This window comes from Enterobacter sp. PGRG2, assembly GCF_030291195.1.
Classification (GTDB): domain Bacteria; phylum Pseudomonadota; class Gammaproteobacteria; order Enterobacterales; family Enterobacteriaceae; genus Enterobacter_D.
Window position 1 is genome coordinate 2016619 of sequence record NZ_CP127837.1, and the last position, 15302, is coordinate 2031920.

13 protein-coding genes are annotated in these 15302 nt (G+C 54.0%); 9 read left to right on the forward strand and 4 right to left on the reverse strand.

Translation table 11 applies throughout. The features are described 5' to 3' along the window. Positions 1-59 precede the first annotated feature (59 nt). The 4 genes from QRD42_RS08715 to map form a co-directional block, all read right to left on the reverse strand. Positions 60-449, reverse strand: coding sequence for a DUF3461 family protein (locus QRD42_RS08715; protein ID WP_072570707.1), 390 nt, complete (start codon positions 447-449; stop codon positions 60-62). A 121-nt stretch (positions 450-570) separates the two neighbouring features. Further along, positions 571-1395, reverse strand: coding sequence for a 2,3,4,5-tetrahydropyridine-2,6-dicarboxylate N-succinyltransferase (gene dapD, locus QRD42_RS08720; protein ID WP_072570709.1), 825 nt, complete (start codon positions 1393-1395; stop codon positions 571-573). Positions 1396-1427: 32 nt separating this feature from the next. Further along, the gene (gene glnD, locus QRD42_RS08725; protein ID WP_072570710.1) at positions 1428-4100 is read right to left on the reverse strand and encodes a bifunctional uridylyltransferase/uridylyl-removing protein GlnD; all 2673 of its coding nucleotides are present in this window, start codon (positions 4098-4100) and stop codon (positions 1428-1430) included. Between the two features lie 64 nt (positions 4101-4164). After that, entirely contained in the window at positions 4165-4959 is a 795-nt protein-coding gene (gene map, locus QRD42_RS08730) for a type I methionyl aminopeptidase (protein ID WP_318363901.1), read from the reverse strand. A 310-nt stretch (positions 4960-5269) separates the two neighbouring features. Between map and rpsB the strand changes: the two genes are divergently transcribed. The 9 genes from rpsB to bamA form a co-directional block, all read left to right on the forward strand. Further along, a complete protein-coding gene (gene rpsB, locus QRD42_RS08735) occupies positions 5270-5995 on the forward strand; it encodes a 30S ribosomal protein S2 (protein WP_072570714.1) in 726 nt (241 codons plus the stop codon). Between the two features lie 136 nt (positions 5996-6131). Next, on the forward strand, positions 6132-6983 hold the full coding sequence (gene tsf, locus QRD42_RS08740) for a translation elongation factor Ts (protein ID WP_072570716.1): 852 nt from the start codon (positions 6132-6134) through the stop codon (positions 6981-6983). 148 nt (positions 6984-7131) lie between these two features. Continuing rightward, positions 7132-7857, forward strand: coding sequence for a UMP kinase (gene pyrH / locus QRD42_RS08745; RefSeq protein ID WP_072570717.1), 726 nt, complete (start codon positions 7132-7134; stop codon positions 7855-7857). 160 nt (positions 7858-8017) lie between these two features. After that, complete coding sequence (frr, locus tag QRD42_RS08750) at positions 8018-8575, forward strand: ribosome recycling factor (RefSeq protein WP_072570719.1); 558 nt, start codon at positions 8018-8020, stop codon at positions 8573-8575. A gap of 93 nt (positions 8576-8668) precedes the next feature. Continuing rightward, positions 8669-9868 (forward strand): 1-deoxy-D-xylulose-5-phosphate reductoisomerase, encoded by a 1200-nt coding sequence (ispC, locus tag QRD42_RS08755; RefSeq protein WP_318363903.1) that lies wholly within the window; start codon positions 8669-8671, stop codon positions 9866-9868. A 186-nt stretch (positions 9869-10054) separates the two neighbouring features. Further along, positions 10055-10813 (forward strand): (2E,6E)-farnesyl-diphosphate-specific ditrans,polycis-undecaprenyl-diphosphate synthase, encoded by a 759-nt coding sequence (gene ispU / locus QRD42_RS08760; protein ID WP_072570720.1) that lies wholly within the window; start codon positions 10055-10057, stop codon positions 10811-10813. 12 nt (positions 10814-10825) lie between these two features. Next, complete coding sequence (gene cdsA, locus QRD42_RS08765) at positions 10826-11683, forward strand: phosphatidate cytidylyltransferase (RefSeq protein WP_072570722.1); 858 nt, start codon at positions 10826-10828, stop codon at positions 11681-11683. Positions 11684-11694: 11 nt separating this feature from the next. Next, positions 11695-13047, forward strand: a complete 1353-nt coding sequence (rseP, locus tag QRD42_RS08770) for a sigma E protease regulator RseP (protein ID WP_072570723.1) — start codon at positions 11695-11697, stop codon at positions 13045-13047. Positions 13048-13076: 29 nt separating this feature from the next. After that, positions 13077-15302, forward strand: a 2226-nt coding sequence (gene bamA, locus QRD42_RS08775; protein WP_321988639.1) for an outer membrane protein assembly factor BamA, incomplete at its 3' end; no start/stop codon positions are given.

The window sequence follows — 15302 nt, forward strand, 5'->3', positions numbered from 1 at the left end:
GGCCTGTAAATTCGCATCGTTGCAGGCCCGGTAAGCGTGCGCCACCGGGCACGCGACGGTTATTTATTGCGGGTCAGCTTTTCCAGATCGGCTTCAATTTCACTGATCTTATTGGTCACGACCGATTCCAGATGACGCAGATCGTCTAAGATCTTACGCTTCAGGTCGACTTCCGTACGATCGCGCTGGCAGATCTGATCCAGCTCATCGATCACATAACGCAGGTTAGGGCTGATTTCCTGCACTTCTTTGTAGCCCTGGCCCACGCCATCCGCGACAATGGTTTTACGCTGGCGCGGGTATTTAAACTTCACGCTTTTCGCGAAAAACTCGCCTTTGTCCTTATGAAAATAGATTTTCAGAATATCGTTATTGGCTTCCTGACGGAGGCTGTAGCGATCGATTTCATCCGGATTGGTAATGCCTAAACTTTTCAGATTATCGTACATAGCGGTACCCTTAAGCTCAACATAACCTATGAATAATTAACGAAAAAATCTATCTTCGCCACTGCGTCGTGCAAAAAAGGCGGGGTGAGTCACCCTCTCCCTGAGGGGGAGAGGAGATACCTTAGTCGATCGTGCGCAGCAATTCGTTAATGCCTACTTTTCCGCGTGTTTTCGCATCTACTTTTTTCACAATCACCGCGCAGTACAGGCTGTAAGAGCCGTCTTTAGACGGCAGGTTGCCGGAGACAACAACCGAGCCTGCCGGCACGCGGCCATAATGCACTTCGCCGGTTTCGCGATCGTAAATACGGGTGCTCTGACCGATGTACACGCCCATCGAGATCACGGAACCTTCTTCCACGATAACGCCTTCCACCACTTCAGAACGTGCGCCAATGAAGCAGTTATCTTCAATGATAGTCGGGTTCGCCTGCAGTGGCTCAAGAACACCACCAATACCCACACCGCCGGAGAGGTGAACGTTCTTGCCAATCTGCGCGCAGGAACCCACCGTGGCCCAGGTATCCACCATGGTGCCTTCATCGACGTATGCGCCGATGTTGACATAGGACGGCATCAGTACGGTGTTACGGGCGATATAGGCACCCTGACGCACGGCCGCTGGCGGCACCACGCGGAAGCCTTCTTTCTGAAAGCGCGCTTCGTCGTAGTCGGCGAATTTCATCGGCACTTTGTCGAAGTAGCGGCTTTCAGCGCCCTCGATCACTTTGTTATCGTTAATGCGGAAAGAGAGCAGCACCGCTTTCTTCAGCCACTGGTGCGTAACCCACTGACCGTCAATTTTCTCTGCGACACGCAGCGCGCCGGAATCCAGCAGGGCAATAACCTGATTAACCGCTTCACGGGTAACGGTATCCACATTTGCCGGGGTGATGTCGGCACGGCGCTCGAAAGCGGTCTCAATAACGTTCTGTAATTGCTGCATGTTTACTCTTTCCATCTGTATAAAAAAAATCGTTACCCTTTATCGTTTGGATTGAGGGCCGCTGTCAACCGTTGTTGCACTTCCTGCTGGAGCACATTATTAAGGCCACGCCGGTCCGCTGTGGCGATTATAAATAAATCTTCTACTCGCTCGCCAATTGTCGAAATTCTCGCCCCATGTAAGGAAATTCCCAGGTCTGCAAACACCTGGCCGACGCGGGCCAGCAGCCCAGGCTGATCGAGGGCGATCAGTTCGAGGAAGGATTTTCTGTCCGTGTGGGTCGGCAGGAAATTGACCTCGGTGTCGACGGTAAAATGGCGCAGTTTTGCGGGCTGTCGGCGAGGCTGCGGCGGCTGCCAGCTGTTCTGGGTGATCGCCTGCAGCAGACCAAAGCGAATGACCTCATGGCGATCCGCCGCCAGCGGTTTGCCGTCCGGCTCCAGCACGATGAAGGTGTCCATCGCCATGCCGTCGCGGGTGGTGAAGATTTGCGCGTCATGCACGCTCAGGTTGCGGCGATCCAGCTCGGCGCAGACCGCGGCAAACAGGTAGGGGCGATCGGGGCTCCAGATAAAGATTTCCGTGCCGCCGCGCGTGGCCTGCGGGCTGAGCAGGATCATCGGCTCGCTCAGATCGTGCTGCAACAAATTACGCGCGTGCCATGCCAGCTGATTTGGGCTGTGGCGCACGAAATAGTTCGCCCGGCAGCGCGCCCAGATATGATGCAGCGCTTCTTCATTAATGTTGTCCATGCGCAACAGCGCCAGCGCCTGGATCTGATGATGACGCACACGCTCGCGCATATCCGGGGTGTTTTGCATTCCGCGACGCAGCTGTTTTTCCGTGGCGAAGTACAGCTCGCGCAACAGGCTCTGCTTCCAGCTGTTCCACAGGGTTTCATTGGTGGCGCAAATGTCCGCCACCGTCAGACAGACCAGGAAACGCAGACGGTTTTCAGTCTGTACTTCTTCGGCGAACTGCTTAATGACTTCGGGATCCTGAATATCACGGCGCTGGGCGGTCACGGACATTAATAAGTGCTGGCGCACCAGCCAGGCGACCAGCTGCGTTTCCCGTGAGTTCAGACCGTGCAGTTCGGCGAATTTCAGTACATCCTGCGCGCCCAGCACTGAGTGATCGCCGCCGCGACCTTTGGCGATATCGTGGAACAGGGCGGCAATGAGGATCAGCTCCGGATGCGACAGGCGCGGCCACAGCTCCACGCACAGCGGATGCTTCTGGCGCGTAGCCTCATCGGCAAAGCTTTCCAGCTTCAGCAGGACGCGGATGGTGTGCTCATCCACCGTATAGGCATGAAACAGATCGAACTGCATCTGGCCGACAATGTGCGACCACTGGGGCATATAGGCCCACAGCACGCTGTGGCGGTGCATCGGCAGCAGGCCACGGCTGACCGCGCCGGGGTGACGCAGCATGCTGAGAAACAGCGTGCGCGCTTCCGGGATAAAACAGAGCGGCTGCGTCAGATGACGACGGGCATGGCGCAAATGGCGCAGGGTGGTGGAGTAAATACCGGTGATGCTGCTGTTGCGCACCATCATATAGAACATGCGCAGAATGGCCTGCGGCTCGCGGATAAACAGCGTCTCGTCCCGCAGATCGATTAGGGTGCCGCGCAGTTGAAACTCATCGTCAATGGCGCGCGGTTTTTCATCGGCAGTCAGCGCAAGAATAGCTTCGTCAAACAGTTGCAGCAGCATCTGATTCAGCTCGGTGACGCGACGGGTCACGCGATAGAAGTCTTTCATCATATGCTCGACCGGCTGGTTGCCGTCGCCGGAATAGTTCAGGCGCTGGGCGACGCTTAGCTGGCGGTCAAACAGCAGACGGTTATCGTAGCGGTTAAGCTCCAGATGCAGCGCAAAACGGATGCGCCACAGCAGATGCTGACATTCGTTCAGTTCGTTACGTTCGGCCTGGGTCAGAAAGCCGAAGCCAACCATTTCGTTTAAGGAGGTGGCGCCAAAATGACGGCGGGCGATCCACTGTAAGGTGTGGATGTCGCGCAGGCCGCCGGGGCTGTTTTTGATGTCCGGCTCAAGGTTATAACTGGTGCCGTGGTAGCGTTGATGGCGCTCGTTTTGCTCTTCAACTTTGGCGGCGAAGAATTTTTCCGACGGCCAGAAGCCGTCGCTGAAAATGTGCTTTTGCAGCTCCAGGAACAGCGCAACGTCGCCAATCAACAGCCGGGATTCAATCAGATTGGTGGCGACCGTCAGATCCGATAAGCCCTCCAGCAGACACTCTTCCAGCGTGCGCACGCTGTGCCCGACTTCCAGCTTAATGTCCCACAGCAGGGTGAGCAGCTCGCCAATCTTTTGCGACTGCTCCTCTGAGAGCTTTTTACGGCTGAGGATCAGCAGATCGATATCTGACAGCGGATGCAGTTCGCCACGCCCGTAACCGCCCACCGCCACCAGCGCGGTATCGGCGACCTCGCCAAACCCGTACTCCATCCACAGGCGCTGTAACAGCTGATCGATAAACTCGGTACGGGCTTCAATCAGTTGTTCGGCAGAAAGCCCGGCATCAAAGACCTCGCCCAGCCAGTGCTGGAAGGCGTCCAGCCGCGCTTTGATCCCGGCGCACGTCAGCTCTCCCGCAGGCCAGGCGTTAGGGTTTTCCGGCTGACCGGGCAGGGAAGGGGCCGTGTGACTGAACTGCTCGCAGAGGTTATGACTCATATCGCGCCCATTTATAAGAAAAAACTATCGCCATAAAAAAAGCCGGCAATCGCCGGCTTCATCATCATTCGTTGTGCGAGAGTATCGCCGGGATGGTGTCATCCTTTCGTAACGTCAGAATTTCGCAGCCGTTATCCGTCACCACAATAGTATGCTCGTATTGTGCAGACAAGCTGCGATCTTTGGTTTTCACCGTCCAGCCGTCTTTCATGGTGCGAATGCGGTAATCGCCCGCGTTGACCATAGGCTCAACGGTAAAGGTCATACCGGCCTGCAACACCACGCCGCCGTCATCCGCATCATAATGCAGCACCTGCGGCTCTTCGTGGAAGCCGCGACCGATGCCGTGTCCGCAATATTCGCGCACCACAGAGAAGCCTTCCGCTTCGACAAATTTCTGAATGGCGGCGCCCAGGCTGCGCAGACGAATGCCCGGCTTCACCAGGCGCAGGGCCAGATAGAGGCTCTCCTGGGTAATGCGGCATAAGCGCTCGCCCAGAATGGTCGGTTTGCCGACGATAAACATTTTGGAGGTGTCGCCGTGGTAATCATCTTTGATCACCGTGACGTCGATATTCACGATATCGCCATCTTTCAGCAGTTTTTCGTCATCCGGAATGCCATGGCACACCACTTCATTAATAGAGATGCAGACAGACTTCGGGAAACCGTGATAGCCGAGGCAGGCAGAAACCGCCTTTTGCTCATTGACGATATAATCGTTACAAATACGATCCAGCTCGCCGGTGCTGACGCCAGGTTTAACGAAAGGCTCGATCATTTCCAGCACGTCGGCAGCCAGACGGCCCGCCACGCGCATTTTTTCGATTTCTTCCGCAGTCTTAATAGAGATAGCCATTGATTCTGTCCATCGGGGTCGATCGGGTCGACCATAATTGTGTAAGTGGCGTCAATGGTATCAGCCTGACGCGCCGCCTGCCAGATTGGGAATGATTAAGCGCATCCGTCGCCAACAACTGTTGGTGTCACGGGCGTATTTATGGTATAAAGCGCGCCGGACTTCCGTTCCATTTTGGCACGTGAAGCCACAAATCTCACTTTGTGTAAATAACACACACGTATCGGCACATATTCCGGGGTGCCCTTCGGGGTCGGTAATATGGGATACGTGGAGGCATAACCCCAACTTTTATATAGAGGTTTTAATCATGGCAACTGTTTCCATGCGCGACATGCTCAAGGCTGGTGTTCACTTTGGTCACCAGACCCGTTACTGGAACCCGAAAATGAAGCCTTTCATCTTCGGCGCACGTAACAAAGTTCACATCATCAACCTTGAGAAAACTGTACCGATGTTCAATGAAGCCCTGGCTGAACTGAGCAAGATCTCTTCTCGTAAAGGTAAAATCCTTTTCGTTGGTACTAAACGCGCTGCAAGCGAAGCGGTGAAAGAAGCTGCTAACAGCTGCGACCAGTTCTTCGTGAACCATCGCTGGCTGGGCGGTATGCTGACTAACTGGAAAACCGTTCGTCAGTCCATCAAACGTCTGAAAGACCTGGAAACTCAGTCTCAGGACGGTACTTTCGAAAAGCTGACCAAGAAAGAAGCGCTGATGCGCACTCGTGAGCTTGAGAAACTGGAAAACAGCCTGGGCGGTATCAAAGACATGGGCGGCCTGCCGGACGCACTGTTTGTAATCGATGCTGACCACGAACACATTGCAATCAAAGAAGCAAACAACCTGGGCATCCCGGTGTTTTCTATCGTTGATACCAACTCCGATCCGGACGGCGTTGACTTCGTTATCCCGGGTAACGACGATGCAATCCGTGCTGTAACCCTGTACCTGAGCGCTGTTGCTGCAACCGTACGTGAAGGCCGTTCTCAGGATCTGGCTGCGCAGGCGGAAGAAAGCTTCGTAGAAGCTGAATAATAAGGCACGCTCCCCGGAGCCCTTATTAACCAGGTAGTATCGAGTTTGGTTAAGGGGCCTTTTTATGGCCCCTTTTTCACTTTTAAGCTGTTTGGTCATCACGACCAGGCAGATCAAATCTCCCGAGGATTTTAGAATGGCTGAAATTACCGCATCCCTGGTAAAAGAACTGCGCGAACGTACTGGCGCAGGCATGATGGACTGTAAAAAAGCGCTGACTGAAGCCAATGGCGACATCGAGCTGGCCATCGAAAACATGCGTAAATCTGGCGCGATCAAAGCGGCGAAAAAAGCAGGCAACGTAGCTGCTGACGGCGTGATCAAAACCAAAATCGACGGCAACTACGGTGTGATTCTGGAAGTTAACTGCCAGACTGACTTCGTTGCTAAAGACGGTGGTTTCCAGGCGTTCGCTGACAAAGTGCTGGATGCTGCAGTTGCTGGCAAAATCACTGACGTTGACGTGCTGAAAGCGCAGTTCGAAGAAGAGCGCGTTGCGCTGGTGGCAAAAATCGGTGAGAACATCAACATTCGCCGCGTTGCCGCCCTCGAAGGCGATGTGCTGGGCAGCTACCTGCACGGCGCGCGTATCGGCGTTCTGATTGCCGCGACCGGTGCTGACGAAGAGCTGGTTAAGCAGCTGGCAATGCACGTTGCTGCAAGCAAGCCGGAATTCGTTAAGCCGGAAGACGTGTCTGCTGAAGTGGTAGAGAAAGAATACCAGGTACAGCTGGACATCGCCATGCAGTCTGGCAAGCCGAAAGAAATCGCAGAGAAAATGGTTGAAGGCCGCATGAAGAAATTCACCGGCGAAGTTTCTCTGACCGGTCAGCCGTTCGTTATCGATCCGAGCAAAACTGTTGCTCAGCTGCTGAAAGAGCACAACGCTGACGTAACTAACTTCATCCGCTTCGAAGTGGGCGAAGGCATCGAGAAAGTTGAGACTGACTTCGCAGCAGAAGTTGCTGCCATGTCCAAGCAGTCTTAATCACTAAAAGGAGCCGCCTGAGGGCGGCTTCTTTTTGTACCCCGCTTTAAAAAATCAGCAAAATACCTATGTTGTTCGTGCTGGTTTGCGACGTAATATGTCGCCTGAAATAACCCCTCTCAATCGTTGACAGTCTCAGGAAAGAATCATGGCTACCAATGCAAAACCCGTCTATAAACGCATTCTGCTTAAGCTTAGTGGCGAAGCGTTACAGGGCTCCGAAGGCTTCGGTATTGACGCAAGCATCCTCGACCGCATGGCACAGGAAATTAAAGAGCTGGTTGAATTAGGCATCCAGGTCGGTGTGGTGATTGGTGGTGGTAATCTTTTCCGTGGCGCAGGTCTGGCGAAAGCGGGTATGAATCGCGTAGTGGGCGACCACATGGGCATGCTGGCAACCGTAATGAATGGCCTGGCGATGCGTGACGCGCTCCACCGCGCCTATGTGAACGCCCGCCTGATGTCTGCTATTCCATTGAATGGCGTGTGCGATAACTACAGCTGGGCGGAAGCGATCAGCCTGCTGCGTAATAACCGCGTGGTGATCCTCTCTGCCGGTACCGGCAACCCGTTCTTTACCACTGACTCCGCAGCCTGCCTGCGTGGTATTGAAATCGAAGCCGATGTGGTGCTGAAAGCCACCAAGGTTGACGGCGTGTTCTCTGCCGATCCGATGCAGGATCCGACCGCCACCCTGTACGATCAGCTGAGCTATGCTGATGTGCTGGATCGTGAACTCAAAGTCATGGATCTGGCGGCCTTTACTCTGGCCCGCGACCATAAACTGCCGATCCGCGTGTTCAACATGAACAAGCCGGGCGCGCTGCGCCGCGTGGTCATGGGTGAAAAAGAAGGAACTTTAATCACGGACTAATTTCCGTGAGCGCTAAATAAAGGTAAGATCCCGCTTTATTTAAAAGCGATTTTTATCAGACACTGTGACAGTGTGATGAATGAAACGAGGCTATACTTAGCGCACCTTTGGGTGTGGCTATGTGTGGCCTGCCTGAGACAAGTTTTCAAGGATCCGTAACGTGATAAACGACATCAGAAAAGATGCTGAAGTACGCATGGAAAAATGCGTGGAAGCATTCAAAACCCAAATCAGCAAAGTGCGCACTGGCCGCGCGTCCCCGAGCCTGCTGGACGGGATCGTTGTGGAGTACTACGGTACCCCGACCCCGCTGCGTCAGCTGGCCAGCGTCACGGTTGAAGATTCCCGTACGCTGAAAATCAACGTGTTCGATCGTTCCATGGGCCCGGCCGTTGAGAAAGCGATCATGGCATCCGATCTGGGTCTGAACCCGAACTCTGCCGGTAGCGACATTCGTGTTCCGCTGCCTGCGCTGACGGAAGAACGTCGTAAAGATCTGATCAAAGTGGTGCGTGGCGAAGCAGAAGGCGCGCGCGTTGCTGTACGTAACGTCCGTCGTGACGCGAACGATAAAGTGAAAGCGCTGCTGAAAGACAAAGCCATCAGCGAAGATGACGATCGTCGTTCACAGGAAGAAGTGCAGAAACAGACCGACGCGGCGATTAAAAAAATCGATGCGGCGCTGGCGGATAAAGAAGCGGAACTGATGCAGTTCTGATCCTGCGCACATGATGACAACGCCGTACAGAAATCCACAGGGTTTGCTGGCGGCGTTTTGCTTTCTATCCTCCAAAATTACGCCGGGCGTCTGATGAAGCAATTAACCCTCCTTGGCTCAACCGGATCTATTGGTTGCAGCACCCTTGATGTGGTTCGCCACAATCCTGAAACCTTCGCGGTGACGGCGCTCGTGGCCGGTAAAAACGTGGCGCGGATGGTCGAACAGTGCCTCGAATTCTCACCGCGCTATGCGGTGATGGATGATGACGCCTGCGCCCGTCAGTTGAAAGCCGCGCTGGCGCAGCACGGCAGCCGTACCGAGGTGCTAAGCGGTCAGCAGGCAGCCTGTGACATGGCCGCGCTGGATGAGGTTGATCAGGTGATGGCGGCCATTGTCGGGGCGGCAGGGCTTCTGCCGACGCTGGCGGCTATTCGTGCCGGTAAAACCGTGCTGCTTGCCAATAAAGAGTCGCTGGTGACCTGCGGACGGCTGTTTATGGAGGCCGTGAAGCACAGTGGCGCGCAGCTTTTGCCGGTGGACAGCGAACATAACGCTATTTTTCAGAGTTTACCGCAACCTTTCCAGCACAACCTGGGGTACGCTGATCTGGAGCAGAACGGCGTGATGTCGATTCTGCTTACCGGGTCTGGTGGCCCATTTCGCGAAACGCCGCTGTCTGAACTGGCTGCAATGACGCCCGATCAGGCCTGTCGCCATCCGAACTGGTCAATGGGACGTAAGATCTCCGTTGATTCAGCCACCATGATGAACAAGGGTCTGGAATACATTGAAGCACGCTGGTTATTTAATGCCTCCGCCGATCAGATGGAAGTGCTGATCCACCCGCAGTCGGTGATCCACTCCATGGTACGTTATCTGGATGGCAGCGTGTTAGCGCAGCTGGGCGAGCCGGATATGCGCACGCCGATAGCCCATACGATGGCCTGGCCTAATCGTGTGGTCTCAGGCGCGAAGCCGCTGGATTTCAGTACGCTGAGTGCACTGACGTTCTGCGCGCCTGATTACGATCGTTATCCTTGCCTGAAGCTGGCAATGGACGCGTTTGAGCAGGGGCAGGCGGCAACCACAGCGCTGAATGCGGCAAACGAAGTGACGGTCGCGGCCTTCCTGGACTCGGCTATTCGCTTTACCGACATTGCTGCCCTGAATCTGTCTGTGCTTGAGAAGATGGATTTGCGCGAACCGCAAAGTATCGATGATGTACTGGCTGTTGATAAACTTGCGCGTGATGTTGCACAAAAACAAGTGACGCAACTCGCAAGCTGGTGATATTACAGCCACTCGTGGTTGTGCTATTTGTTAGCGTATTACTTCAGTGATATAGTCTGCGCCACCTGATCGTGGGGCTTTTGTCCTTTCAGGTCAGGTAAGCCGTGGTTTTACACGGCTTTTTTATGTAAAGGCTTCAGTATTCCTGGCTACCGCTAAATCCTTTTCAGGGACTAATAACGCGTTATGTTGTCTGCTAATCAACCATTAAGCGAGAATTTGCCAGCGCATGGCTGCCGTCATGTTGCGATAATTATGGATGGCAATGGTCGCTGGGCGAAAAGACAAGGGAAATTACGGGCTTTTGGTCATAAAGCCGGAGCCAAGTCTGTTCGTCGTGCGGTTTCGTTTGCTGCGAATAACGGCATCGATGCATTGACGCTGTACGCTTTTAGTAGTGAAAACTGGAACCGGCCAGCGCAGGAAGTCAGCGCGCTGATGGAATTGTTCGTGTGGGCGCTGGATAGCGAAGTAAAAAGCCTGCACCGCCATAATGTGCGTCTGCACGTCATCGGCGACACCAGCCGTTTTAACGCCCGTTTGCAGGAACGGATCCGTAAAGCTGAGGCCCTGACGGCACAGAATACGGGGCTGACGCTGAATATTGCAGCGAACTATGGCGGGCGTTGGGATATTATTCAGGGAGTACAGCATTTAGCTGCTCAGGTCCAGGAAGGGCTGTTGCGCCCCGACCAGATTGATGAAGACGCGCTGAGTAAGCAAATCTGCATGCATGAACTGGCTCCCGTAGATTTAGTAATTAGGACAGGGGGAGAACATCGCATAAGTAACTTTTTGTTGTGGCAAATTGCCTATGCCGAACTTTACTTTACTGACGTTCTTTGGCCTGATTTCGATGAACAAGACTTTGAAGGTGCGCTGCATGCCTTTGCCAATCGAGAGCGTCGTTTCGGCGGCACCGAGCCTGGTGGCGACGAAGCCTGATGGGGGTAGCTTTTGCTGAAGTATCGCCTGATTTCTGCTTTTGTATTAATCCCTGTGGTTATCGCGGCGCTGTTCTTACTGCCGCCGGTGGGATTTGCTATTGTCACTATCGCCGTATGCATGCTTGCCGCATGGGAGTGGGGGCAGTTTAGCGGTTTCACGTCCCGGAACGCGCGGGTATGGCTGGCGGTATTGTGCGGGCTGCTGCTTGCGGGCTGGCTGTTACTGATGCCGGAATACCATTACAACGTCCGCCAACCGCTGGTTGAAGGCGCGCTGTGGGCATCCTTAGGCTGGTGGATTGCCGCGCTGCTGCTGGTGCTGTTTTATCCGGCGTCGGCCAGCCTGTGGCGACATTCAAAAGCGCTACGTCTCGTGTTCGGTATCCTCACCATTGTGCCGTTCTTCTGGGGAATGCTGACGCTGCGCGCCTGGCACTATGACGATAACCACTACAGCGGCGCGCTGTGGCTGCTGTATGTCATGATCCTCGTATGGGGCGCAGACTCCGGCGCATACATGTTTGGTAAACTGTTCGGCAAGCATAAACTGGCGCCGAAAGTATCGCCGGGCAAAACCTGGCAGGGGTTTATTGGCGGTTTATTTACGGCCGCGGTAATATCCTGGGGCTATGGCGTGTGGGCAAATCTGGACGTTGCGCCTTCCACGCTGCTGGTGTGCTCAATTGTCGCAGCGCTTGCCTCTGTACTCGGTGATTTAACGGAAAGTATGTTTAAGCGTGAAGCCGGTATCAAAGATAGCGGTAACCTTATTCCAGGACACGGCGGTATACTTGATCGCATAGATAGCCTGACAGCGGCGGTGCCGGTGTTTGCCTGTCTGTTATTGCTGGTATTCAGGACGATTTAACGGAAGATTATATGCTGAGTATTCTCTGGAATCTGGCGGCGTTCATTGTTGCGCTGGGCGTGCTGATCACGGTGCATGAATTTGGCCATTTCTGGGTTGCTCGTCGTTGTGGTGTGCGGGTAGAGCGTTTTTCCATCGGTTTTGGTAAAGCGCTCTGGCGTCGCACCGATAAGCAGGGTACGGAATTCGTTATCGCGCTTATCCCTCTTGGCGGTTACGTTAAAATGCTGGATGAGCGCGTAGAGCCGGTGATCCCGGAACTGCGCCATACCGCATTTAACAACAAAACCGTCGGGCAGCGTGCTGCTGTCATTGCTGCGGGTCCCGTAGCCAATTTCCTCTTTGCTATCGTCGCTTACTGGCTGGTGTTTATCATCGGCGTGCCTGGCGTACGCCCGGTAATCGGTGAAATAACACCCAACTCAATCGCCGCCAGCGCGCAAATTACGCCCGGCACGGAACTTAAAGCGATTGATGGTATCGAAACGCCTGACTGGGATGCTGTGCGTTTGCAACTGGTGTCCAAAATCGGCGATGCGCAGACTACAATCAGCGTGGCCCCCTTTGGTACTGACAGCCGTCAGAACAAGACGCTGGATTTACGCGACTGGGCGTTTGAGCCTGACCGCGAAGATCCGGTCGCCTCGCTCGGCATTCAGCCACGCGGTCCGCAGATTGAACCGGTACTGGCGCAAGTGCAGGCTGACTCCGCTGCAAGTAAAGCAGGTTTGCAAGCAGGCGACAGGATCGTTAAAGTCGATGGTCAGCAGTTAACGCAGTGGATGACCTTTGTCACCCTTGTCCGGGATAATCCCGGCACGCCGTTAGCACTGGATATCGAAAGACAGGGCAGCCCCTTGTCTTTGACACTGATACCAGATACAAAACCGGGTAGCGGCAAGGACGAAGGGTTTGCAGGCGTGGTGCCTAAAATTATCCCGCTGCCTGACGAGTACAAGACAGTACGCCAGTACGGACCATTCAGCGCCATCGTTGAAGCCACGGATAAAACCTGGCAATTGATGAAGCTGACGGTCAGTATGCTGGGGAAATTGATAACCGGTGATGTCAAACTGAACAACCTCAGTGGGCCGATTTCTATCGCCCAGGGGGCTGGGATGTCAGCAGAATTTGGGTTGATTTACTATCTGATGTTCCTCGCTCTTATCAGCGTGAACCTTGGGATCATCAACCTGTTCCCGCTTCCTGTTCTGGACGGGGGGCACCTGCTGTTTTTAGCGATTGAAAAGCTAAAGGGCGGACCGGTATCCGAGCGAGTTCAAGACTTTAGTTACCGCATTGGCTCGATTTTGCTGGTGTTGTTAATGGGGCTTGCACTTTTCAATGATTTCTCTCGGTTATGAGAGCTAGTTAGGAAGAACGCATAATAACGATGGCGATGAAAAAGTTGCTCATAGCGTCGCTGCTGTTTAGCAGCGCCACCGTATACGGTGCTGATGGATTCGTAGTGAAGGACATTCATTTCGAAGGCCTTCAGCGTGTCGCCGTTGGTGCGGCCCTCCTCAGTATGCCAGTCCGTCAGGGCGATACGGTTAATGATGAAGATATCAGTAATACCATTCGTGCGTTGTTTGCCACTGGCAACTTCGAGGACGTCCGCGTCCTGCGTGATGGCGATACCCTTCTTGTACAGGTGAAAGAACGTCCGACTATCGCCAGCATCACTTTCTCTGGTAACAAATCAGTGAAAGATGACATGCTGAAACAGAACCTTGAGGCTTCTGGCGTGCGTGTTGGCGAATCACTGGATCGCACCACCCTTTCCGATATCGAAAAAGGGCTGGAGGATTTCTACTACAGCGTCGGTAAGTACAGCGCCAGCGTAAAAGCGGTCGTCACGCCGCTGCCGCGTAACCGTGTTGACCTGAAACTGGTCTTCCAGGAAGGCGTCTCGGCGAAGATCCAACAGATCAACATTGTTGGTAACCACGCCTTCAGCACCGAAGAGTTGATCTCAACCTTCCAGCTGCGTGATGAAGTGCCATGGTGGAACGTGGTAGGCGATCGTAAATACCAGAAACAGAAACTGGCGGGCGATCTGGAAACCCTGCGCAGCTACTATCTGGATCGTGGCTATGCCCGTTTCAACATTGATTCGACGCAGGTCAGCCTGACGCCGGATAAAAAAGGCATCTACATTACCGTAAACGTCACCGAAGGCGATCAGTACAAGCTTTCCGGCGTGGAGGTCAGCGGTAATCTGGCAGGTCACTCTGCCGAGATTGAAAGCCTGACCAAAATTGAGCCGGGCGAGCTGTATAACGGCACCAAAGTGACCAAAATGGAAGACGATATTAAAAAGCTTCTTGGTCGCTATGGTTATGCTTACCCGCGCGTACAGTCGCAGCCTGAAATCAACGACACGGATAAAACCGTTAAGCTGCATGTCAACGTTGATGCCGGTAACCGCTACTACGTTCGTAAAATTCGCTTTGAAGGTAACGACACCTCGAAGGATGCCGTTCTGCGTCGCGAAATGCGTCAGATGGAAGGGGCATGGCTGGGCAGCGATCTGGTTGACCAGGGTAAAGAGCGTCTGAACCGTCTCGGTTACTTCGAAACGGTGGATACCGATACCCAGCGTATTCCGGGCAGCCCGGATCAGGTGGACGTCGTTTATAAAGTTAAAGAGCGTAACACCGGTAGCTTCAACTTCGGTGTTGGCTACGGTACAGAAAGCGGCGTTAGCTTCCAGGTCGGCGTGCAGCAGGATAACTGGTTAGGCACCGGCTACTCCGTTGGCATCAACGGCACGAAAAACGATTACCAGACCTACTCTGAGTTCTCGATCACCAACCCGTACTTCACCGTTGATGGTGTGAGTCTGGGCGGTCGTATCTTCTATAACGACTTTGAAGCGGATGACGCTGACCTCTCCTCGTATACCAACAAAAGCTACGGCGTTGACGGTACACTGGGCTTCCCGATCAACGAATACAACACGTTGCGTCTGGGCTTAGGTTATGTGCATAACGATTTGTCCAATATGGAACCTCAGGTCGCCATGTGGCGTTATCTTGACTCCATCGGCCAGAGCGCCAGTACGCAGGATGATGACAACGGCTTCGCGGCCGATGACTTCACCTTTAACTATGGCTGGACCTACAACAGACTTGACCGTGGCTACTTCCCGACAGAAGGTTCGCGCGTCAACCTGAACGGTAAAGTCACCGTACCGGGTTCCGATAACGAGTTCTACAAAGTCACGCTGGATACCGCGTCGTACTTCCCGATTGATGATGACCACAAATGGGTCGTTCTGGGTCGTACTAAGTGGGGTTATGGTGATGGCCTGGGCGGCAAAGAGATGCCGTTCTATGAGAACTTCTATGCAGGTGGTTCCAGCAGCGTACGTGGCTTCCAGTCCAATAACATTGGTCCGAAAGCGGTGTACTACGGCGGTAACGGCCAGGATAACTGTGATAACAACGTAGCAGGCTCGGTATGTGGCTCTGACGATGCTGTGGGCGGTAACGCCATGGGCGTCGCCAGCCTGGAGTTCATCACGCCGACGCCGTTCATCAGCGATAAGTATGCTAATTCTGTTCGTACCTCCTTCTTCTGGGATGCCGGTACCGTCTGGGATACGAACTGGGAA

Excerpts from the sequence above, each read along its gene's own strand:
- QRD42_RS08715 (WP_072570707.1), bottom strand. The coding sequence starts at position 449 with ATGTACGATAATCTGAAAAGTTTAGGCATTACCAATCCGGATGAAATC.
- dapD (WP_072570709.1), bottom strand. The coding sequence starts at position 1,395 with ATGCAGCAATTACAGAACGTTATTGAGACCGCTTTCGAGCGCCGTGCC.
- glnD (WP_072570710.1), bottom strand. The coding sequence starts at position 4,100 with ATGAGTCATAACCTCTGCGAGCAGTTCAGTCACACGGCCCCTTCCCTG.
- map (WP_318363901.1), bottom strand. The coding sequence starts at position 4,959 with ATGGCTATCTCTATTAAGACTGCGGAAGAAATCGAAAAAATGCGCGTG.
- rpsB (WP_072570714.1), top strand. The coding sequence starts at position 5,270 with ATGGCAACTGTTTCCATGCGCGACATGCTCAAGGCTGGTGTTCACTTT.
- tsf (WP_072570716.1), top strand. The coding sequence starts at position 6,132 with ATGGCTGAAATTACCGCATCCCTGGTAAAAGAACTGCGCGAACGTACT.
- pyrH (WP_072570717.1), top strand. The coding sequence starts at position 7,132 with ATGGCTACCAATGCAAAACCCGTCTATAAACGCATTCTGCTTAAGCTT.
- ispC (WP_318363903.1), top strand. The coding sequence starts at position 8,669 with ATGAAGCAATTAACCCTCCTTGGCTCAACCGGATCTATTGGTTGCAGC.
- ispU (WP_072570720.1), top strand. The coding sequence starts at position 10,055 with ATGTTGTCTGCTAATCAACCATTAAGCGAGAATTTGCCAGCGCATGGC.
- rseP (WP_072570723.1), top strand. The coding sequence starts at position 11,695 with ATGCTGAGTATTCTCTGGAATCTGGCGGCGTTCATTGTTGCGCTGGGC.